Origin of the sequence: Streptomyces sp. (assembly GCF_036566765.1) — a bacterium.
GTDB lineage: Bacteria > Actinomycetota > Actinomycetes > Streptomycetales > Streptomycetaceae > Streptomyces.
Window position 1 is genome coordinate 1 of record NZ_DATCVQ010000642.1, and the last position, 21,395, is coordinate 21,395.

Annotated in this window: 18 protein-coding genes; 9 read left to right on the forward strand and 9 right to left on the reverse strand. The window is 72.6% G+C overall.

The window, feature by feature from the left end; genetic code table 11:
• Positions 1 to 816: protein kinase (locus tag VIU94_RS37290; protein WP_331918773.1), on the reverse strand; the 816-nt coding region annotated here is incomplete at its 3' end.
• A gap of 142 nt (positions 817 to 958) precedes the next feature.
• Complete coding sequence (locus VIU94_RS37295) at positions 959 to 3,073, reverse strand: serine/threonine-protein kinase (RefSeq protein ID WP_331918775.1); 2,115 nt, start codon at positions 3,071 to 3,073, stop codon at positions 959 to 961.
• A gap of 160 nt (positions 3,074 to 3,233) precedes the next feature.
• On the opposite strand from VIU94_RS37295, the gene VIU94_RS37300 reads away from it, so the two are divergent.
• Positions 3,234 to 4,241: a serine hydrolase domain-containing protein gene (locus tag VIU94_RS37300; RefSeq protein ID WP_331918776.1), complete on the forward strand. Its 1,008-nt coding sequence runs from the start codon at positions 3,234 to 3,236 to the stop codon at positions 4,239 to 4,241.
• Between the two features lie 30 nt (positions 4,242 to 4,271).
• Here VIU94_RS37300 and VIU94_RS37305 read toward each other — a convergent pair whose 3' ends face one another.
• Positions 4,272 to 5,978 carry a glycerol-3-phosphate dehydrogenase/oxidase gene (locus tag VIU94_RS37305; protein WP_331918777.1) on the reverse strand — a complete coding sequence of 569 codons (1,707 nt, stop codon included), beginning with the start codon at positions 5,976 to 5,978 and terminating at the stop codon, positions 4,272 to 4,274.
• A gap of 234 nt (positions 5,979 to 6,212) precedes the next feature.
• On the opposite strand from VIU94_RS37305, the gene VIU94_RS37310 reads away from it, so the two are divergent.
• From VIU94_RS37310 to VIU94_RS37320, 3 genes are all read left to right on the forward strand, one after another.
• Positions 6,213 to 7,454, forward strand: a complete 1,242-nt coding sequence (locus VIU94_RS37310; RefSeq protein WP_331918779.1) for a nucleotide sugar dehydrogenase — start codon at positions 6,213 to 6,215, stop codon at positions 7,452 to 7,454.
• An 88-nt stretch (positions 7,455 to 7,542) separates the two neighbouring features.
• Positions 7,543 to 8,025, forward strand: coding sequence for a hypothetical protein (locus VIU94_RS37315; protein WP_331918781.1), 483 nt, complete (start codon positions 7,543 to 7,545; stop codon positions 8,023 to 8,025).
• Between the two features lie 121 nt (positions 8,026 to 8,146).
• Positions 8,147 to 8,632, forward strand: a complete 486-nt coding sequence (locus tag VIU94_RS37320; protein ID WP_331918783.1) for a hypothetical protein — start codon at positions 8,147 to 8,149, stop codon at positions 8,630 to 8,632.
• 71 nt (positions 8,633 to 8,703) lie between these two features.
• On the opposite strand, the gene VIU94_RS37325 is transcribed toward VIU94_RS37320, so the two are convergent.
• The 4 genes from VIU94_RS37325 to VIU94_RS37340 all read right to left on the reverse strand — a co-directional run bounded on the left by VIU94_RS37325 (position 8,704) and on the right by VIU94_RS37340 (position 13,038).
• On the reverse strand, positions 8,704 to 9,828 hold the full coding sequence (locus VIU94_RS37325) for a GuaB3 family IMP dehydrogenase-related protein (protein WP_331918785.1): 1,125 nt from the start codon (positions 9,826 to 9,828) through the stop codon (positions 8,704 to 8,706).
• 105 nt (positions 9,829 to 9,933) lie between these two features.
• Positions 9,934 to 11,433 carry an IMP dehydrogenase gene (gene guaB / locus VIU94_RS37330; protein WP_331918787.1) on the reverse strand — a complete coding sequence of 500 codons (1,500 nt, stop codon included), beginning with the start codon at positions 11,431 to 11,433 and terminating at the stop codon, positions 9,934 to 9,936.
• A 139-nt stretch (positions 11,434 to 11,572) separates the two neighbouring features.
• On the reverse strand, positions 11,573 to 12,175 hold the full coding sequence (locus VIU94_RS37335) for a sigma-70 family RNA polymerase sigma factor (protein WP_331918789.1): 603 nt from the start codon (positions 12,173 to 12,175) through the stop codon (positions 11,573 to 11,575).
• Between the two features lie 251 nt (positions 12,176 to 12,426).
• Entirely contained in the window at positions 12,427 to 13,038 is a 612-nt protein-coding gene (locus VIU94_RS37340; protein ID WP_003948568.1) for a response regulator transcription factor, read from the reverse strand.
• Positions 13,039 to 13,490: 452 nt separating this feature from the next.
• Between VIU94_RS37340 and VIU94_RS37345 the strand changes: the two genes are divergently transcribed.
• Complete coding sequence (locus VIU94_RS37345; protein WP_331918791.1) at positions 13,491 to 13,880, forward strand: WhiB family transcriptional regulator; 390 nt, start codon at positions 13,491 to 13,493, stop codon at positions 13,878 to 13,880.
• Positions 13,881 to 14,212: 332 nt separating this feature from the next.
• Here the strand turns inward: VIU94_RS37345 and VIU94_RS37350 are convergent, their stop codons facing one another.
• Positions 14,213 to 15,103, reverse strand: coding sequence for a LysR family transcriptional regulator (locus VIU94_RS37350; protein ID WP_331918793.1), 891 nt, complete (start codon positions 15,101 to 15,103; stop codon positions 14,213 to 14,215).
• Positions 15,104 to 15,197: 94 nt separating this feature from the next.
• Here VIU94_RS37350 and VIU94_RS37355 point away from each other — a divergent pair, with 94 nt between their 5' ends.
• A complete protein-coding gene (locus tag VIU94_RS37355; protein WP_331918795.1) occupies positions 15,198 to 15,872 on the forward strand; it encodes an MOSC domain-containing protein in 675 nt (224 codons plus the stop codon).
• Between the two features lie 31 nt (positions 15,873 to 15,903).
• The gene (locus VIU94_RS37360) at positions 15,904 to 16,677 is read left to right on the forward strand and encodes an SDR family NAD(P)-dependent oxidoreductase (RefSeq protein WP_331918797.1); all 774 of its coding nucleotides are present in this window, start codon (positions 15,904 to 15,906) and stop codon (positions 16,675 to 16,677) included.
• Between the two features lie 81 nt (positions 16,678 to 16,758).
• On the opposite strand, the gene VIU94_RS37365 is transcribed toward VIU94_RS37360, so the two are convergent.
• Positions 16,759 to 18,654 (reverse strand): DUF2264 domain-containing protein, encoded by a 1,896-nt coding sequence (locus VIU94_RS37365; protein ID WP_331918799.1) that lies wholly within the window; start codon positions 18,652 to 18,654, stop codon positions 16,759 to 16,761.
• A 205-nt stretch (positions 18,655 to 18,859) separates the two neighbouring features.
• On the opposite strand from VIU94_RS37365, the gene VIU94_RS37370 reads away from it, so the two are divergent.
• Together VIU94_RS37370 and VIU94_RS37375 are read left to right on the forward strand one after the other, a co-directional pair.
• On the forward strand, positions 18,860 to 19,966 hold the full coding sequence (locus VIU94_RS37370) for a substrate-binding domain-containing protein (protein ID WP_331918801.1): 1,107 nt from the start codon (positions 18,860 to 18,862) through the stop codon (positions 19,964 to 19,966).
• 102 nt (positions 19,967 to 20,068) lie between these two features.
• Entirely contained in the window at positions 20,069 to 21,391 is a 1,323-nt protein-coding gene (locus tag VIU94_RS37375) for an ABC transporter substrate-binding protein (RefSeq protein ID WP_331918803.1), read from the forward strand.
• Positions 21,392 to 21,395: the final 4 nt, after the last annotated feature.

Consider the following 21,395-nt stretch of genomic DNA (forward strand, 5'->3'; position numbering starts at 1 on the left):
CGGGGCGGACGGCAGTTCGGGCCGGACCGGCTCCAGCTCCGCGCCCGCCTGCCGCGCGGCGGGCAGGAACGGCGCGGGACCTTCCGGGGTGGGCGGTTCGTACGGCTGCTCGGGCACGTACGCGGACCCGGGCGCGGGCGCGGGCTCCGGCGCATAGCCGGGCTCGTACCCCGACTCGTACCCCGACTCGTACTCGGGCTCCGCCTGCGGGACCGGGACGTAGCCGCACAGGGCTTCCTCGGCCGCGCCTGCCGCGAGGCCGGTCAGGACGACGCGGCCGTCGTCGCAGACCAGGACCGTGCGGGTGGTGATGTTCCGGTGCGTCCAGCCGTGCGCGTGCAGCGCGCGGAGCGCGGTGAGGAGGTCGGAGGCGATCTCGGCGGCGCGGTACGGGTTGAGCGGGCGCTCGGCGAGCAGCGCCGCCAGCGGGCGGGCCGCCACGAGCTCACTCGCTATCCACAGCGAACCCGCCTCCGCGAACACGTCGAAGACCTGGTCGAGGCGGGGGTGGTCGGGGATCTGCGCGGCGGCCTGCGCCGCCTCCATGGCCCGGCGCACGGCCGGGTCGCCCGGCCGCCGGGTCGCCCGCCCCTGGGCGCGACGCGGCGTGCTTCCGTACCCGTTCCCGTACGCCCCGCCCCCGTCGGCGTCCAGCACCTCCGCGTCGACGACCTCCGGCAACGGCACCTGGCGGAGCAGTACTTCCTGGCCGCTGTACGTGTCGAAGGCACGGGTCTCGACGAGCTCGTACTCGTCCGAGGGCGGCAACGGCAGGCGGTACCGGTCGGCGAGCACCCTTCCCGCGTAGTCGTCCACGACGCCTCCCCAGCAGCGCGCTGTCCCAGTCCCCCCGGCCCCACAGATCGTGCGAAACCGTCAAATCCGGTCGGGTCCCGACCAGTTAACGGCTCGTCTCGGCTGCGTACGGTCCGCAGCCTCTCACGATACGTGGCGCCGGTCAGTCCTTGGGGCTGAACGTCGCGAACGCCGTCGCCCGCAGCGTCCGGCACTCGGGGCCGTTCCACTCACTCGCCTTGCAGCTGATCATGATGGAGTAGCCGTGCGTGGCGTCCACCTTGAAGCCGCGGTTGAGGACGTGCACGCGGATGCCGCTCTGGTTGCGCTCGAACTCCCAGTCGGCGACGGTCGGGTACCCGTTGAACGCGACCTTCTTGATGCCGATGTGCTTGTAGCCGTTGCTTGACGCGGACACCCCGGCGACGGCCCCGGCCCAGGCCGCGGCGGCGTCGTCCTTGGGGCTGTCGTTGAAGTCCACCTGGACGCGGGGGAAGCCGCCGGAGGCGCTGAATATCCCGCCGGAGTTCTGTCCGGCTATCCCGGTGAGGCGGAAGGCAGCCGGCATGGCCATGGTGAAGTGGAACCGGGCGTTGGTGACCTGCGCGTAGCCCGCGGGCAGCTGGGCGCCGGTGCCGGTGCCGCCGGTCGAGGGAGTGCCGGACGGCTTGGTGGTGCCGCCGCCGGTGCCGGGGTCGCCGGACCCCTTGTCACCGCCCTGCTGGTCGGTGCCGCCGGTCGACGGCTTGGCACCGGGGTCCCCTGCGGTCGCCCCGGAGGAGGCGACCTTGTCGCCGCCCTTGCCGGCGCCCTTGCCCTTCTTCTCGTCGTCGCCGCTGAGCGCGACGGCGAGGACGGTGGCGAGCACGGCGAGGGCCGCGACCACCGCGATGATCACCAGCGTGCGGCGGGGGACGACGTCGGTGAGCGACGCGCGGACCGGGGCGGGCCGGCTGCCGCCCTGGACGGGCGCGGCCTTCTGCTGCTTCTTCTGCGCTGCGGCGGCGGCCGCGGCGTCCCGTACGGACTTCAGCGCACCGCGCATCCGCTCGGCGGCGTCGGAGGCGGGCTTCTCCGCTCGGGGCTCGGCCGCGGGCGCGGCCGGGGGGACCGGGGGCAGCTGGATGACGCGGGTCGCCTCCGGCGACGGCTCGGCGACGGCCGGCGCGACATCGGTCGCGGCGAGCACGGCTTCGAGCAGCGCGCGGGCGCCGGCGTCGTCGAGCCGCTGCTCGGGGTCCTTGGCCAGCAGGCCGTAGATGACCTTCTCCAGCTCGGGACCCGCGTTCTCGGGCGGGTCGACCGGCTCGATCATCACCGCGGTGAGCGTCGCGATGGCGGAGCCCTTGTCGTACGGCGGGCTGCCCTCGACGCTCGCGTACAGCAGGCCGCCGAGCGACCACATGTCGGCGGCGGGGCCGGGCTTGTGGCCGCGGGCGCGCTCGGGCGAGATGTACGAGGGCGCGCCGACGAGCATGCCGGTGGAGGTGATCGAGGGGTCGCCCTCGACCTGCGCGATGCCGAAGTCGGTGAGGACGACCCGGCCGTCCTCGGCGATCAGCACGTTGGAGGGCTTCACGTCGCGGTGCAGGATGCCCTCGCGGTGCGCGGAGCGCAGTACGTCGAGGATGGCGAGGCCGACCTCGGCGGCGCGGCGGGGGGTGAGGGTGCCGTCCTCGCGGATGGCGTCGGCGAGGGACTTGCCCTCGACGAGCTCCATCACGATCCACGGGCGGTCGTCCTCGTCGACGACGTCGAAGACCGTCACCGCGCCGTTGTTGCGGATCCGGGCGATCGCCTTCGCCTCGCGCAGGGTGCGGGTGATGAGGCGGCGCTTCTCGTCCTCGTCGATGCTGTTGGGGAACCGCAGCTCCTTCACGGCGACGGTCCGCCCGAGCGTCTCGTCGACAGCGCGCCAGACGGTGCCCATGCCACCCCGCCCGAGCACCTTCCCGAGCCGATACCGCCCCGCGAGAAGCCGCCCCTCGGCGGTGGCCGCGGGCACCTTCCCATACGAACCGCTCTTCGCCGCAGCGGGCTGACGGGGCTGCGCCGCCGGAGCGGCGGGGGCCTCGTCGGCCGGAGCGGCGTCCGGCCCGGCGGCCTCGGCCGCGTCGCCGGTCGGACCGCCCTCGACGGCGTCCGGCTTCCCGTCCGACGGCTGCGCGCCGGACTCGTCCGGGCGCTCCGCCTTGCGCGCTTCGGGAACCACACCCCGGTTGTCGTCGGTCTCGGCGCCCTTTGGCGCCGTGCTCCGCGACTGCTCCGCCTCCGACATGCGTCCCCTCTGCGATCCCTCGTCTTCGCCCGCGTCCGCCGCTTCCCGCGTGATGCGGTAACCCGCCCCGGAAGAGAGCCCATTGTCCCTCACTCCGGGACCGGTGCCGCTCCCGGGTCCGCACTCCGGAAGGATGGCCGCGGAGGAAGGGACTCCCACCATGCCACTGGCCCGCACCCGACTCGCCGCGCTCCTGGTCGCGGCGGTCCTCGGGCTGGCCCCGGCGCCCCTCGCCGGTGAACCGTCTCCGCCCGTCCTGGCCCGGTTCGTCACCGAGGGCGGCGTCCCGGGCGTGGCGATGCTGGTCACCGCCCCCGGCGTGTCGGACCGGTTCACGACCGCGGGCGGGCCCGCCGTCCGCCGCGACGAACACTTCCGGGCCGGCAGCGTCACCAAGACCTTCGTCGCGACCGTGGTCCTCCAGCTCGTCGCCGAGGGCCGGTTGCGGCTCGACGACCCGGTCCGGGCCCGCCTCGGCGACCCGGTCCCGGGCCGGCCGCTCGACGACCGCGTCACGATCCGCACCCTGCTCACCCACACCAGCGGCCTGTACGACTACGTCCGCGCGGGCTCCTCCCCTCCGCCCACCACGCCCGCCGCGGCGCTGCGGACCGCTCTGGCCCACGCCCCGGGCCCGGTGGGCTCGTTCGCGTACTCCAACACCAACTACGTCCTGCTCGGCCTGCTCGTCGAACGCGTCACCGGCCACCCGTACGCCGTCGAGGCCGAACGCCGCATCCTCACCCCCCTCGCCCTGACCGGCACTTCCTTCCCCGGCGCGCGCCGGGCCCTGCCCGCCCCGCACCGCCCGGACGAACCCGACGTCGACCCCCGGGTCGCGGGCGCGGCCGGCGAGCTGGTGTCGACCCTCGACGACCTCGGCCGCTTCTACGCCGCGCTGCTCGGCGGGAAGCTGCTGCCCGCCGCCCAGATGCGCGAACTCCTCGACACCTCGGCCACCGGCGGCCGCTACGGGATGGCCGTGTACCCCGAGCGGCTGTCGTGCGGGCTCACCGTGTGGGGGCACAACGGCCGGATCACCGGCAGCGCCGTCCGCGCCGCCGTCACCCCCGACGGCCGGCGCACCCTCGTCTTCCGGGTGACCACCGATCGCCAGGTCGCCCGCGGACTCCAACGGGCCCTACTGGAGTCCACGTTCTGCGCCTGAGCCGCCGGCCGGGCCAAGCCCTCCCCCACCTCAGATCGGCACGATGTCCGGCGCCCCCAGTCTCGCCGCGTCCGCCGTCAGATCGTCCGGCTGCCGTTGCGACTCCCGCTCCGCCTCCACCCGCTTCTCGTAGTGCTCGACCTCCTTCTCGATCTGGTTCTTGTCCCAGCCCAGGACCGGCGCCATCAGCTCGGCGCACTCCCGTGCGCTGCGCGTCCCCCGGTCGAAGGTCTCGATCGAGATCCTGGTGCGCCGGGTCAGCACGTCGTCCAGGTGGCGGGCGCCCTCGTGCGAGGCTGCGTACACGATCTCCGCCCGCAGGTAGTCGTCCGCCGCCGCCAGCGGTTCGCCGAGCCCGGGGTCGGCGGCGATCAGGTCGAGCAGTTCCTCCGTCAACGAGCCGTAGCGGTTGAGCAGATGCTCGACCCTGACGACGTGCAGCCCGGTCCGCGCCGCGATCCGCGCCCGTGCGTTCCACAGCGCCCGGTAGCCCTCCGCGCCGAGCAGCGGCACGTCCTCCGTGACGCAGGCGGCGACGCGCATGTCGAGCCCGTGCACCGCCTCGTCCACGGCGTCCTTCGCCATCACGCGGTACGTCGTGTACTTGCCGCCGGCGACGACCACGAGCCCGGGCACGGGGTGGGCGACGGTGTGCTCGCGCGAGAGCTTGCTGGTGGCGTCCGACTCCCCGGCGAGCAGCGGCCGCAGCCCGGCGTACACGCCCTGCACGTCGTCCCGGGTGAGCGGCACGGCGAGCACGCTGTTCACGTGTTCGAGCAGGTAGTCGATGTCGGCGCTGGAGGCCGCCGGATGGGCCTTGTCCAGGTCCCATTCGGTGTCGGTGGTGCCGACGATCCAGTGCCGCCCCCACGGGATGACGAACAGCACGGACTTCTCGGTCCGCAGGATCAGGCCGGTATTCGAGTGGATCCGGTCCTTGGGCACCACGAGGTGGATGCCCTTCGACGCCCGTACATGGAACTGCCCCCTCTCCCCGATGAGCGCCTGGGTGTCGTCCGTCCACACCCCGGTCGCGTTGACGATCTGCCGGGCGCGGATCTCGTACTCGACGTTCGCCTCCACGTCCTGCACACGGGCCCCGACCACCCGTCCGCCCTCGCGCAGGAATCCGACGACCCTGGCCCGGCTGGCGACCTGCGCCCCGTAGCTCGCCGCGGTACGCACGAGCGTGGCGACGAAGCGCGCGTCGTCCATCTGGGCGTCGTAGTACTGCAACGCCCCGACCAGGGCGTCCCTCTTCAGGCAGGGCGCGACGCGCAGCGCCCGTTTGCGGCTGAGGTGGCGGTGCACGGGCAGGCCGCGGCCGTGCCCGGACGAGATGGACATCGCGTCGTACAGCGCGACGCCGGAGCCCGCGTAGAACCGCTCCCAGCCCTTGTGCTCCAGCGGATAGAGGAACGGCACCGGTTTGACCAGGTGCGGCGCGAGCCGTTCGAGGAGCAGCCCGCGCTCCTTCAACGCCTCCCGCACCAGCGCGAAGTCCAGCATCTCGAGGTAGCGCAGTCCCCCGTGGATCAGCTTGCTCGACCGGCTGGACGTGCCGGACGCCCAGTCCCGGGCCTCGACGAGCCCCGTCGCCAGTCCGCGCGTGGCCGCGTCGAGCGCGGTCCCGGCGCCGACCACGCCGGCGCCCACGACCAGTACGTCCAGCTCGCGCTCGGCCATCGCCGCGAGCGCCTCGACGCGCTCCGCCGGCCCCAGTGTCGCTGTCCTCACCGCTGCCTCCCGTCGTCCCCCCGTGTGGTCGGGCTCACACGACGATTCTGTCCCGGCCCTCCGACTTCAGCCACCGCCCGTCACGTTCTGTGGATAACACTCGGCGAACTTCGACCCCACAATGCCGCATATCGGTCATATTTACGCCTAGTCTGACATTGCGCTGGCCCCGTTCTGTCCACAGGGCTTGCACGCAGCGTCCCCTCCGGCTACTGGGAAGGACGGCCCACCTTCATGCCCGCTGATCTCGCCGTCATCGGCCTCGGCCACCACGGACTCCCCCTCGCCCAGGCCGCCAGCGCCGCCGGCATCGACACCGTCGGCTTCGACACCGACCCCCGCCCCGTCGCCGAACTCGCCGCGGGCCGCCCGCCCGTCGACGGCTCCCTGACCGCCTCGGAAATCCGCCGGATGCTCTCGGGGGGCTTCCGGCCCACCGTCAACCCGGCCGAACTGGGCCGCGTCCGCACCGCCGTCATCTGCACGCCCACCCCACTCGGCGCCGACCGCGCGCTCGACCTGACCGCCGTCACCGACGCCGCCCGCGCGCTCGCCGCCCGACTGCGCCCGCACACCACGGTCCTGCTGGAGTCCCCCGTCCCGCCCGGCACCACCGAGGGGCTGCTGCGCGACCTGCTCGAAGCGGGCTCGGGGCTGCGCGCCGGCCGCGACTTCCACCTCGCGTACTCCCCCGACCGGCTCGACCCCGGCCGACGCACGCACGGCTTCACCGGCACCCCCAAGGTCATCGGCGGCCTCACCCCCGCCTGCACCGAGTCCGCCGCCGCGTTCTACGGCCGCCTCACCGACAAGGTCGTCCGCGCCCGCGGCCCGCGCGAGGCCGAGACGGTCAAGCTCCTGGAGACCAACTTCCGGCACGTCAACATCGCGCTGGTCAACGAGATGGCGGTGCTCTGCCACGAACTCGGAGTCGATCTCTGGGACGTCATCCGCTGCGCCGAGACCAAGCCCTTCGGCTTCCAGGCCTTCCGCCCCGGCCCCGGCGTCGGCGGCCACGGCGTCCCCGTCGACACCCTCGGCGCCCACCGCCCGTTGCGCATGGTCGAGCTGGCGAGCCAGGTCAACGAGCGCATGCCGCAGTACGTCATCCAGCGCTGCGCCACCCTGCTGAACGAGCACGGCAAGTCCGCCCGCGGCGCGCGGGTCCTTCTGCTCGGCATCACGTACAAACCCGATCTCGCCGACCGTCAGGGCTCCCCCGCCACCGAGATCGCCTGCCGCCTCATGGATCTGGGCGCCACCGTCAGCTACCACGACCCGCACGTCCTGGACTGGCGGGTGCGCGACCGGCCCGTCCCGCGCGCCGACTCCCTCTACGAGGCCGCCGCCGACGCGGATCTGACGGTGCTGCTCCAGCACCACCGCACGTACGACCTCCAGGGCCTGGCCGTGAAGGCCCAACTCCTGCTCGACACCCGTGGCGCCACCCCCGCCGGAGCCGCGCACCGCCTGTGAGAAACCCGGGGACGGTCGTCGGAGCGGACTGCTAATCTCCGGGCCGCTCGCACGTTCGCGCGCAACCGTCCCAGGGGGGATCCGCAGCATGTCTCAGTCCGACCCGCCGCCCGGCAACCCGTTCGCCGGCGGCGGTTACCCCGGCCTGCCCGAGCCCGGGCCCGAGCGGGACAGCGCGGGGCTCGGCATGCTGGCGGCGCTGGTCGCCGCCCTCGTCGCCGGCACGATCCACGGCGTGGTCGCGGGGCAGATCGAGATCGAGATCGGCTGGGCCGCCTTCGGCGTCGGCTTCCTCTCCGGCTTCATGGCGGGCAAGGCCGGTGGCTCGAACCCCTTCCTGATGGCGGCCGCCGGCGTGTTCTCGATCGGCGGTGTGTACTTCGGTCAGCTCCTCGCCTTCGCGATCATCAACAGCAAGGACCTGTACATCCCGGTCACCGAGATGTTCCTCCAGCACTTCGACCTGGTGACCGACAGCTGGGACGAGAGCAAGAGCCTGGTGAGGCTCCTGTTCTTCGCGCTCGCCGCCGCCGGCGCCGCCGCGGGCGTCCACAAGGGCGGCGCCCGGTAGCGCGGACGGCCCGTAGGCCGGCGTCGGCGCCGAATCCCCGGCGACGGGTGTCGGAGCGGACTGCTAGTCTCCGGGCCTTCTCGCACGCTCGTGCGCAACCGTCCCAGGGGGGATCCGCAGCATGTCTCAGCCCGTTCCGCCGCCCGGCAACCCGTTCGCCGACGGCGCCTACACCGGGGCTCCCGTTCCCCCGCCCGCGCCGCCGCGCAACAACGTGGCGCTCGGCGTCCTGGCGGCGCTGGTCGCCGCCCTCGTCGCCGGCGCGATCTACGGCGTGGTCGCCGGTGAGATCGAGCGGGAGATCGGTTGGGCGGCCATCGGCGTCGGCTTCGTCACCGGCCTGGCCGCCGGCAAGATCGGCGGCGCCAACCCTGCCCTGCCGTTCGCCAGTGCCGTCTTCTCGCTGGGCGGGGTGTACGTCGGCCAGCTCGTCGGCATCGCGATCATCGGCGGCAAGGAGCTGAAGATCCCGTTCACGGAGATGTTCTTCCAGAACTTCGACCTGCTGGTCCAGGCGTGGAACCAGACCAAGGACCCGATGACGTTGCTGTTCTTCGTGCTCGCCGGAGTCGGCGCCTTCGCCGGCGCCCGCAAGGCCAACAGGTAACACGCGCCCAGCGACACGCGAGAGGCCCCGCACCTGGTGGTGCGGGGCCTCTCGCGTGTATCGGCTGTGCGTCAGCGGCGGTGCTGCGAGTCCGCGACGGTGACCTCGACGCGCTGGAACTCCTTGAGCTCGCTGTAGCCCGTCGTCGCCATCGCCCGGCGCAGCGCGCCGAAGAAGTTCATCGACCCGTCCGGGCTGTGCGAGGGACCGGCCAGGATCTCCTCGGTCGTGCCGACGATGCCCAGGTCGACCAGCTTGCCGCGCGGCACGTCCTCGTGGACGGCCTCCATGCCCCAGTGGTGCCCCTTGCCGGGGGCGTCAGTGGCGCGCGCGAGCGGGGAGCCCATCATCACGGCGTCCGCGCCGCAGGCGATCGCCTTCGGCAGGTCGCCGGACCAGCCCACGCCGCCGTCCGCGATGACGTGCACGTACCGGCCGCCGGACTCGTCCATGTAGTCGCGGCGGGCCGCGGCCACGTCGGCGACGGCGGTCGCCATCGGGACCTGGATGCCCAGCACGTTGCGGGTGGTGTGGGCGGCGCCGCCGCCGAAGCCGACCAGGACGCCCGCCGCGCCGGTGCGCATCAGGTGCAGGGCGGCGGTGTACGTGGCGCAGCCGCCGACGATGACCGGGACGTCCAGCTCGTAGATGAACTGCTTCAGGTTCAGCGGCTCGGCCGCGCCGGAGACGTGCTCGGCGGAGACGGTCGTGCCGCGGATGACGAAGATGTCCACGCCGGCGTCGACGACGGCCTTGGAGAACTGCGCGGTGCGCTGCGGGGAGAGCGCGGCGGCGGTGACCACGCCCGAGTCGCGCACCTCCTTGATGCGCTGCCCGATCAGCTCCTCCTTGATCGGAGCGGCGTAGATCTCCTGGAGCCGGCGGGTCGCGGCGGCCTCGTCCAGCTCCGCGATCTCGTCGAGCAGCGGCTGCGGGTCCTCGTACCGGGTCCACAGGCCCTCGAGGTTCAGCACCCCGAGGCCGCCGAGCTCGCCGATCCGGATGGCGGTCTGCGGCGACACGACCGAGTCCATCGGAGCGGCCAGGAAGGGCAGCTCGAAGCGGTAGGCGTCGATCTGCCAGGCGATCGAGACCTCCTTCGGGTCCCGGGTGCGCCGGCTCGGTACGACGGCGATGTCGTCGAACGCGTACGCCCTGCGGCCGCGCTTGCCGCGCCCGATCTCGATCTCAGTCACGATGTGTGGCCTTTCCCTCTACGTATGCGCCTACCAGTATCCCCGACACAGCCGCGAGGGGCGGTTCCGGCCACATCCCGGAACCGCCCCTCGCTCGCGTGCGCGTTACTTCCTGCTGTAGTTCGGCGCCTCGACCGTCATCTGGATGTCGTGCGGGTGGCTCTCCTTGAGGCCCGCGGACGTGATCCGGACGAACCGGCCCTTGGACTCCATCTCCGCGACGGTGGCGGCGCCCACGTAGCCCATGGTCTGGCGAAGGCCGCCGACGAGCTGGTGCAGCACGTTGGACAGCGGGCCGCGGTAGGGCACCTGCCCCTCGACGCCCTCGGGCACGAGCTTGTCGTCGGAGGCGACCTCGGCCTGGAAGTAGCGGTCCTTCGAGTAGGACCGGCCCTGGCCACGGGACTGCATGGCGCCGAGCGAGCCCATGCCGCGGTACGACTTGAACTGCTTGCCGTTGATGAAGAGCAGCTCGCCGGGCGACTCCTCACAGCCCGCGAGGAGGCTGCCGAGCATCACGGTGTCGGCGCCGGCGGCCAGTGCCTTGCCGATGTCGCCGGAGTACTGCAGGCCGCCGTCGCCGATCAGCGGGACGCCGGCTGCACGGGCCGCGAGGGATGCCTCGTAGATGGCGGTGACCTGCGGGACGCCGATGCCGGCGACGACGCGGGTGGTACAGATCGAGCCGGGGCCCACGCCGACCTTGATGCCGTCGACACCGGCGTCGATCAGCGCCTGCGCGCCGTCACGCGTGGCGACGTTGCCGCCGATCACGTCGACGTCCACGCTCGCCTTGATCTTCGCCATCCAGCTCAGGGCGTTGCTGTTGTGGCCGTGCGAGGTGTCGACGACCAGGAAGTCCACCCCGGCGCCGGCGAGCGCCTGGGCGCGCTCCAGCGCCTCCGGGCTGGCGCCCACGGCCGCGCCGACGAGCAGGCGGCCCTCGGCGTCCTTGGCCGCGTTGGGGTACTTCTCCGCCTTGACGAAGTCCTTGACGGTGATCAGGCCCTTGAGCACGCCCTCGTCGTCGACCAGCGGCAGCTTCTCGATCTTGTGGCGGCGCAGCAGCTCCATGGCGTCGACGCCGGAGATGCCGACCTTGCCGGTGACCAGCGGCATCGGCGTCATGACCTCGCGGACCTGACGGCTGCGGTCGCTCTCGAAGGCCATGTCGCGGTTGGTCACGATGCCGAGCAGCTTGCCGTCCGGGTTGGTGACCGGGACGCCGCTGATGCGGAACTTGGCGCACAGGGCGTCCGCCTCGGCGAGCGTCGCCTCCGGGTGCACGGTGATGGGGTCGGTGACCATGCCGGACTCGGAGCGCTTGACGAGGTCGACCTGGTTGACCTGATCCTCGACGGAGAGGTTGCGGTGCAGCACGCCGACGCCGCCCAGCCGGGCCATGGCGATCGCCATGCGGGACTCGGTCACCTTGTCCATCGCCGCCGAGAGCAGCGGGATGTTGACCCGTACGTTGCGAGAGATGCGGGACGAGGTGTCGACCGCGTTGGGGAGCACCTCGGATGCACCCGGCAGCAACAGCACATCGTCGTAGGTCAGCCCGAGTGTCGCGAATTTCTCGGGCACTCCGTCGACGTTGGTCATGACACCTTCCCCAATGGCCTTGATCGGTGCGGATGTCCATGCTAACGGGCCGCGACCGTGTCTCATTCCACGATCAAGATCGGAGAGCAGTTTTGGATGTTCGTACGTGTACGTGAGGGACACAGGCCCCCCGCAACCCTTACTGCTCGGCCAGTGCCCGCAGCCGGCTCAGCGCGCGGTGCTGGGCCACGCGCACGGCCCCCGGCGACATCCCGAGCATCTGCCCGGTCTCCTCGGCGGTCAGCCCGACCGCGACCCGCAGCACCAGCAGCTCACGCTGGTTCTCCGGCAGGTTGGCGAGCAGCTTCTTGGCCCACTCCGCGTCGTCGCTGAGCAGCGCCCGCTCCTCCGGGCCGAGCGAGTCGTCGGGCCGCTCGGGCATCTCGTCGGACGGCACGGCGGTCGATCCGGGGTGCCGCATGGCGGCCCGCTGGAGGTCGGCGACCTTGTGCCCGGCGATGGCGAAGACGAAGGCCTCGAAGGGCCGGCCGGTGTCCTTGTAGCGCGGCAGCGCCATGAGGACCGCGACGCACACTTCCTGCGCGAGATCCTCGACGAAGTGGCGGGCGTCCCCGGGCAGCCGGTTCAGTCGGGTGCGGCAGTAGCGCAGCGCGAGCGGGTGCACCCGGGCGAGCAGATCGTGGGTGGCCTGCTCGTCGCCCTCGACGGCACGGTGAACGAGCGCTCCGATCTCCCCCGGCCCGGCGGGCGTGGGCGATCCCGCCGTCTCGTCGTCGCGCATCGGTCCATGGTGCCCCGACGCGCTCCGGTTCGCGGCACCGCGTCCGTAGTTGTGCACCGAAGCGTTATGAGCAGGTGCGCCGGAACTCATCTCCTGCGCCCTCCCCTTCCGCTCGATCGACTCGTCCCCGAGGAACTCCACACCTCAAGGATGCGGCATCGCGCGAGGAAGTGACACAAGCCGTCGTCCGGGCGAGGTGACGGGCCCACCCCGTCCGCCCGACGGCGGACGGGGATGCGACCGGCCACTCGCTAGCGGACCAGGCCCCAGCGGAAGCCGAGCGCGACGGCGTGCGCCCGGTCCGATGCGCCCAGTTTCTTGAACAGCCGCCTGGCGTGGGTCTTGACCGTGTCCTCGGAGAGGAACAGCTCACGGCCGATCTCCGCGTTGGACCGGCCGTGGCTCATGCCCTCCAGGACCTGGATCTCGCGCGCGGTGAGAGTGGGCGCGGCGCCCATCTCGGCCGACCGGAGCCGGCGCGGGGCGAGCCGCCAGGTCGGGTCGGCGAGCGCCTGGGTGACGGTGGCCCGCAGTTCGGCGCGCGAGGCGTCCTTGTGCAGGTAGCCGCGGGCGCCGGCGGCGACCGCGAGGGCGACGCCGTCGAGGTCCTCGGCGACGGTGAGCATGATGATGCGGGCGCCGGGGTCCGCCGAGAGCAGCCGGCGGACGGTTTCCACGCCGCCCAGTCCGGGCATGCGCACGTCCATCAGAATGAGGTCCGAGCGGTCCGCGCCCCAGCGGCGGAGGACTTCCTCGCCGTTGGCCGCGGTGGTCACGCGCTCGACGCCGGGCACGGTCGCGACCGCGCGGCGGAGCGCCTCTCGGGCAAGCGGGGAGTCGTCGCAGACGAGGACGGATGTCATGGCCGCCCTCCGCAGCTGATGCGCGTCACCTTGAGCCTCCAGGGCTGGTACGTATCGTCACCTGTGCGGTTGACGCTCTCGGACAAGTGCCCGATCGCTTGTTCCTTCAACCGCTCCGCACTCTCAACGATGGTCACCCGAAAGAGTTACGGGTCGGACAGCGACGATCGGCACTCTACGTGAGGAGCCGTGCGCGGAGGAGAGCGACGCACGTCATCCGTCCTTCGTTTGGAGCTATGCCCCATTCAGTCGGATTTCTTCCCTTTTTGCGGTGTCTGTGGCTAGATTCGCAATGAGTCATATTTACATCTACTGCGACAGTAGTTGTACCGTCGGGGCGAGCCCGCACGCGGGGGCGCCCGACAACAGCAGGGCCCAGAGCGGCCCCCGGTCCATCAGCCATCCACCCGCCCACCTATCCGTTTCGACACGGTTTCAAGGGGACAAGCGCAATGGCAGATTTCTCCCGGCTTCCCGGACCCAACGCCGATCTGTGGGACTGGCAACTCCTCGCGGCCTGCCGCGGAGTGGACAGCTCCCTGTTCTTCCACCCCGAGGGAGAGCGCGGCGCGGCACGGAGTGCGCGCGAGAACTCGGCGAAAGAGGTCTGCATGCGGTGCCCGGTGCGCGCTGAATGCGCGGCGCACGCACTCGCCGTACGGGAGCCCTACGGCGTATGGGGCGGCCTCACCGAGGACGAACGCGAAGAACTCATGGGGCGCGCCCGCAACCGCCTCATCACGGCATCGGCGCCGGCCGCGGCGTCGGTCACGGCACGGACGTCGGCCACGACGACCTCATCGGCCACGGCATCGAGCACGGCAGGCGCCGGGCGCACCTGAAGGAACGTTTCTTCATATCCGGTCCGACCGCCTTCCGCGACGGCTCGGCCGACCGGAACACCTCGCTTCGGGGCCGGGTGACGCACTTTCCCGGCCCCGCGGAGCCGCGCCGCACGCGGCCCGGGGGCGTGCGGCGCCGTACGCCGCGCTCCGCCGTACGGGAAGGCGCCGGGCCGGACGGCAGTAGGCCGTTTCAGGTCGGAGGGTGGCACCGTGCCGCTCCGCGCGTTCGGCGCGCCGCGCCGTTCGGGTCAGCGCTGCGGATTCCGGCTCGGGTCAGCGCGCGGCGGATTGCGGCTCGGGTCAGCGCGCGGCGGGTTGTGGCCGTCCGATCAGCGTGCTGCCGCGCGGGTCAGTTCGTCGAGCGTGGCCGCGACCGCCGGTACCTGAGCCAGGTCCGGCAGGGTGAGGGCGACGATCTCGCGCTCCACGGCCGGTTCCACGGCCACCGTCCGGGCCCCCTTGGGCCGTACGGACTCCATAGCCAGCTCCGGGAGCACGGCCACGCCCAGGCCCGCGCCGACCAGGCCGATCACCGCCGGGTAGTCGTCGGTGGCGAAGTCGATGCGCGGGGTGAAGCCCGAACCCTCGCAGACGTCCACGAGCTGCCGGCGGCAGCGTGGACAGCCCGCGATCCAGGATTCGTCGGCGAGTTCGGCGATCGCGACCGACTCCTCCGCGGCCAGCCGGTGCCCCTCCGGGACCAGGCCGACCAGGCGGTCGACGAGCAGCGGGCGTACGACCAGGTCGTCCCACTCGGTGGCGTTCACGCCGTACCGGAAGGCCAGCGCGATGTCGCAGTCGCCCTCGCGGAGCATCTCCACCGAGCGCGGCGGCTCGGCCTCCACCAGGGAGACCCGGGTGCCGGGGTGGGCCGCGCGCAGCGCGGCGAGCGCGGTCGGGACGAGAGTGGAACTGCCGCTGGGGAACGAGACGAGCCGGACCCGGCCGGCCCGCAGCCCGGCGATCGCCGCGACCTCCTCCTCCGCGGCGGTGAGCCCGGCCAGGATGCCGGCGGCGTGCCGGACCAGCGCCTCGCCGGCCTGGGTGAGCCGCATCTCGCGGCCGGTACGGACCAGCAGCGGGGTGCCCGCAGAGTTCTCCAGGGCCTTCATCTGCTGGCTCACCGCGGGCTGGGTGCAGCCCAGTTCGCGGGCGGCGGCGGAGAAGGAGCCCGTGGCGGCGACGGCGCGAAGGACTCGGAGGTGGCGGGCCTCGATCATTCTTCGAGCATAAGCGAGTCTTGGGCTCGACGGCGAATACTGCCGTGATCCTTTGAGGTGGCCCGACCTGGGGAAGCGGATCTAGGGTGCCGTCATGGAGCTTCTCAGTGTGAACGCCGGACGGGCCCGCGCCGTCGAGTACACCGACGCCGCCTCGGGCACGACCGGGATCGACAAGCGGCCCGTCGAGGGTCCGGTACGGGTGGAGTCGCCGGGGGCACGCGGCGTCGGGGGCAGCGGGGTGGCCGGGGACGCGGTGTGCGACCTGCGGTTCCACGGCGGCGAGGACCGCGCCGCGTACGCGTTCGCCCGCGAGGACCTCGACCGGTGGGAGCGGGAGCTGGGCCGGCCGCTGGCGAACGGCTCGTTCGGCGAGAACCTCACCACCCTCGGCCTGGACGTGAACGGGGCGCTGATCGGCGAGCGCTGGCAGGTCGGCGCCGATCTGGTCGTCGAGGTCACCGGCGGCCGCATCCCCTGCCGTACCTTCGCGGGCTTCGTCGAGGAGCAGGGCTGGGTACGGCGCTTCACGCAGTCGGAGGCCGGGCCCGGCGCGCTGCTGCGGGTGATCGAGCCGGGCGAGATCCGGGCCGGCGACCCGGTGCGCGTCGTGCACCGCCCCGACCACGACATCACCGTCGCGCTGCTGCACCGGGCCGTGACGACCGAGCGCACGCTGCTCCCGCACACGCTGGCGGCGGCCGCATGGATGGAGTCCGGTCTGCTGGAGGCGGCTCGGACGTACACCGCCAAGTACGGCGGCGCGTAGGGGCGGTCGCGGTGGCACTAACGTGCCGCGTATGACGACTGCATTGATTACGGGTGCGACGGCGGGCATCGGCGCCGCGTTCGCGCGCCGGCTGGCCGCCGACGGCCACGACGTGGTGCTGGTGGCGCGCGATCTCAAGCGGCTGCGGGAGCAGGCGACCGAGCTGCACGACCGGCACGGCATCGAGGCCGAGGTGCTCTCCGCCGACCTGGCGGAGGAGAAGGGCATCGCGGCCGTGGAGGCCCGGCTGTCCGACCCGAAGAACCCGGTGGACCTGCTGGTGAACAACGCCGGGTTCGGGAACAAGGGCCGGTTCCTGGAAGTGTCCATGGCCGACGAGTTGAAGATGCTCAAGGTGCACTGCGAGGCGGTGCTGCGGCTGACGTCCGCGGCCGTTCCGGGGATGCGCACGCGCGGCCGCGGCGGCGTGGTGAACGTGGCCTCGGTCGCCGCGTTCGTGCCGCGCGGCACGTACGGCGCGTCGAAGGCGTGGGTCGTGCAGTTCACCCAGGGCGCGGCCCGGGACCTCGCGGGCAGCGGGGTGCGGCTGATGGCGCTCTGCCCGGGGTTCGTGCGGACGGAGTTCCACGAGCGGGCCGGGATGGGGACGGAGAACATCCCGGGCTGGATGTGGCTGGACGCGGACAAGCTCGTGGCGTCGGCGCTGGCCGATCTGGCGCGCGGGAAATCGTTGTCCATCCCGGACCCGCGGTACAAGGCGCTGATGGGGATCGTGAAGCTGGCGCCGCGCGGCCTGCTCGGCGGGGTGTCCGCCAAGGCCGGCCGCTCGTACGGGCCGAACTGACCGGGGCCGGGCCGAGCTACCGGGGATCCGGGCCTCGGGTCTGAGCCTGGGACCTGAGCCTGGGATTCCATGCCTGGTTGGCTAGTTGTCGCCAAGTCCCTCGTACGCGCCGATGGGGGGAACCGACGTCGCCGACACGTCGTTTCCGAACCAGTGCCTTCCACCGATCGCCGGGTCGAGGGCGAGGTGGGCGGTGGGGCCGTTGTGCCAGGTCACGTGGAGGGTGCGGCCGGTGACCCGGACGTTGGCGAGGGTGATGACGGGGGCCGGGTCGGGCTCGGCGGTCAGGGACGCGAGGGCGACGAAGAGGGTCTCCGGGCCGGTGGTCGTGCCGTGCAGGGCGGCGGTGCGGCTGTCCGGACCCTGGAGGGTGACGCCGGTGGAGAGCGGGACGGTCTCGGAGTCCCGCGGGTAGCCGTGGATGGCGTGTAGTTGGGCGAGGGGGCCGCCGGGCGTGGTGGCCCAGCCGGTCTGGCGGACGGCGGTGCCGTCGGGGGCGCCGGTGACGAGATGGGCGCGGACCTCGGCGCGGCCGTGGGCGAGGGTCGCGGAGAGGACCTGGACGCCGGGGAGCGGGGTGTGGCGGGAGGCGGCCCAGCCGGGGCCGGCCCCGAGCGGGACGGCGGGGCCGCGCCGGGTGAGCCGGCCGTCGAGGAGCAGGGCGAAGTGGTTGTCGGCGGGTTCGGGCGGGGAGGTGGGGCCGGTGCGGGTGGAGTAGGCGTGGCGGGCGTAACCGGGGTCGTCCGGGCCGGGTTGGTGACTGCTCACGTGGTTGCTGCCGTGGTTGTGGAGGCGGACCAGTCCGTCGGCGGCGGTGGACTGGACGAGCAGCCCGGGCGGGGCGAGCGGGGTGACGGCGTCGGCGGTCTCGGCGGGCAGCGGTTCCTCGGGGTCGGTCCAGGCCGGGTGGGCGGCCGGGAGCAGCAGGCCGAGGAAGCCTTTGGACGCCCAGTACGGGGAGCCGGGGCCGGAGTAGCTCTGCAGGACGGGCGGGTACGGGCCGTGCCAGCCCAGCGTGAGCAGACCGCGCTCGTCGGCGGCGCCCCGGTCGAGGAAGTACCGGAGCGTGCCGGAGGCGAGCCGGCGGGTGGCGCCGGGGGTGAGCGGGGTGTGGCCGGTGAGGGCCCCCAGCCAGGGGGCGGCGGCCGCGGCGAACCGGTAGGTGAGGGAGCGGCCGAACGGAAGGGGGGCGCCGTTGGCGTCGAAGAGCCGGGTGTAGGCGTCGAGATGGGCGTGCAGGCGGGGGCCGTAGCGGTCGACGAGGGCCTTGTCGCCGGCGAGGTGGGCGTGCAGGACGGGGTAGAAGTGCAGGGCCCAGGCGTTGTAGTGGTCGAAGGCCCGGTTCTCGCCGTCGGAGTACCAGCCCTCGCCGAGGTACCACTGCTCGATCCGGTCCAGGGAGCGGTCGATCGTCGCGGCGGCGCGGTCGGTCTCGATGCCGGCGTCCTGGAGGAAGCCGGCGACGGTGAGGCCGAAGAGCCACCAGTTGTTGTCGACCGGGGACGGGTCGAGGGCGGGCAGCAGCCAGTCGACGGCGCGCTGCCTGGTGCGGTCGTCGAGGGCCTCCCAGAGCCAGGGGCGGGTCAGGCGCAGGCCGAGCGCGACGGACGCGGACTCGACGATCGCCTGGCGGACGTCGGTGGGCTGCGGCCAGGAGTCGGGGTCGGCGTCGTCACCGGGCGACTCCGTGCCGGCGGAGAGGCCGACCGCGTACCGGGCGAGGTGGCCGTGCGGGTCGTCGCCGTGGGCGCCTGCGACGCGGAGGGCGGCGAGCAGGAACGTACGGGCGTAGCCCTCCAGGCCGTCCGAGCGGATGCCGGACCAGCTGGGGCGGGGTCCTGGCAGGTCGATCAGGCCGTGCCGGGGCGAGGCGTAGGGGCGTACGGCCAGCAGGAGTTCGTCGGCCGCGGCCTCCCAGTGCGCTCGGGTCCATCCGGTGTACGGGCTGAGCTCACGGTTCTCGGGCGGCGTGGGCATGATGCTCCCTGAGGCGGACGTCGGCTCGCCCGGCATCCTCAACACGCACCCGATCGAGCGTCAAGGGAATCGGAGCGAATGATCGAAACTCCCGCCGTTCGATCATTCTGATCTAAGGTCTCCACATCCAGGGTCTCCACATCCAAGGTCTCCGAGAAGGCATCCAGGGACGAGGGACCGCCACCACCGCGAGGGGGAACCGCACGTGCGCGAGAGTGCTGCCGAACGACACGACCGACTGCTGGCCCTGGTGCGCGAGCGCGGCACGGCCCGCGTCTCCGACCTGGCCGGTCTGCTCGGGGTCTCCCCCGTCACCGCCCGCCGGGACGTCGAGGCGCTGGCCGCCAAGGGCCTGCTCGACCGGGTGCACGGCCAGGTCTCCTGGCCCCGCGGGCATGCCGCGCCGGGGGCGCCGGGCGCCGCCGAAGGCCTGGTGCTCGGGCTGCTCGCGCCCTCGGCCACGTACTACTTCGCCGAGGTGATCCGGGGCGCGCACGAGGCGGCGGCGCGGGTCGGGGCCCGGCTCATCCTGCGGATCTCGGACTACCGGCCGGACGAGGACCGGGCCCGGACGGAGGGCCTGCTGGCCGCGGGCGCGCAGGGCGTGCTGGTCGCTCCGGGCTGGCGCGGCCCGGAGGACCGCCTGGCGTACGGGGACTGGCTCGCCGAACTGCCCGTGCCCGCCGTGCTCCTGGAGCGCCGGGCCGACCCGGGCACCCCGCTCGACGGCCTGGACCGGGTGGTCTCCGACCACGGCCACGGGGTCCTGCTCGCCCTGCGCCACCTGCTCGGACTGGGGCACGGCACGCCCGTCCTGGTGGCCCGCGGGGACAGCCCGACCGCGCTCGCGGTGCGCGCCGGGTACGCCGACGCGCTGCGCACGCTGGGCCTGAAGGCCCCCGTGCCGGTGATCGACTCCGTTCCGGCCGAGGCCGATCCGGAGGGCTTCGAGCGGGCGGTGCGGGCGCTGCGCGAGGCGGTCGGGTCGGGCCTGGCCACCGCGGCCCTGGTGCACAACGACGTGGACGCGATCCAGATCGTCCAGCGCCTGGCCGAGTCGGGCGTGCGGGTCCCGGAGGACCTGGCCCTCATCGCGTACGACGACGAGGTCGCCGCGCTCGCCGACACCCCGCTGACCGCGGTCGCCCCGCCCAAGCGCCAAGTCGGCCGGCACGGTGCGGAGTTGCTGGTGGAGCGGCTGACGGAGCGAGCGGAGGGCCCGGACGAGGAGGCCGCGCGGCGGCATCTCAGTCTGTTGCCGCGGCTGCGGGTGCGGTCCTCCTGCGGAGCGACCGCATCCCCCACTGTCTGATCATTTTTCGATCAATCAATCTTTCGCTCTTGACTTCGCTCATGAACGGTTCCAGGATCGCGGCCACACCGTCCCAGCCGCCCCGCCCTCAGGAGCCGCGCCGTGAGCCGCAGTTGGAGCAGCACGTCCCGTGTCATAGCAAGCGCCGCCACCGCCCTGGCCGTCCTCACGGCCTGCGGCGGCGGCAGCGACGACGAGAACGACAACGCCGCCGCGAACAAGCCCGTGACCATCACCTTCTGGGGCTGGGCCAAGGGCTCCAAGGACGTGGTCGACGCGTTCAACGCCTCGCACACGAACATCAAGGTGACCTTCGAGGAGATCCCGTCCGGCAACGCCGGCGGCTACGCCAAGATCTCCAACGCCGTGAAGGCCGGCAACGCCCCCGACCTCGTCTCCATCGAGTACCCCTCGCTCCCCGAGTTCGTCAGCTCCGGCGCCCTGCAGGACATCGGCGACCAGTTCACCGACGAGGACCGCAAGAAGCTGCTCCCGCAGGCCGTCGAGCTCACCACCCTCGGCGGCAAGACCTGGGCCGTACCCTTCGACGCCGCCCCGCAGGCCTTCTACTACCGCAAGGACCTGTTCGCGAAGTACGGCGTCGAGGTCCCCACCACCTGGGACGCCTTCAAGGCCGCGGCGGAGAAGGTGAAGAAGGCAGACGCCAAGGCGCGCATCGCCACCTTCTTCCCGGACGACCCGACCACCTTCGAGGCCATGGCCTGGCAGGCCGGCGCCCAGTGGTTCAAGGCCGAGAGCGACACCTGGAAGATCGACACGACCGACCCGGCCACCACCAAGGTCGCCGCCTACTGGCAGGGCCTGCTCGACGCCGATCTCGTCCACAAGAACGCCTCGTTCAGCCCCGAGTGGACCGGCTCGCTCAAGAACAACACGACCGTCGGCTACCTCGGCGCGTCCTGGGGCGCGGGCGTCCTCAAGGGCACTCTGCCCGAGCAGAGCGGCAAGTGGGCCGTCGCGCCCATGCCGACCTGGGACGGCAAGCCCGCCGGCGGCATGCTCGGCGGCTCCACCTTCGCCGTGACGAAGGACAGTCGGAAGAAGGACGCCGCCGTCGAGTTCGCCGAGTGGATGTCCACCACCGAGGCGGGCGTCAAGGCCCGCATCGCCTCCGGCACCTCCAGCGCCTTCCCGGCCGCCACCGCGCTGCGCCCGGTCGCCAAGCAGGTCTTCGACGCGAGCTACTACGGCGGCCAGGACATCTACGCCCTCTTCGAGCAGTCCGGCGCCTCCATCAACCCCAACTGGGCCTGGGGCCCGACCACCGGCACCACCAACACCGCGATCAAGGACCGGTTCGGCAAGATCGCCAAGGGCGGCCCGACCGTCGCCGAGGCGATCAGGGCCGGACACGAGGCCACCGTCGCCGAGCTGAAGAAGCGCGGCCTGAAGGTCGAGGGCTAAGCCC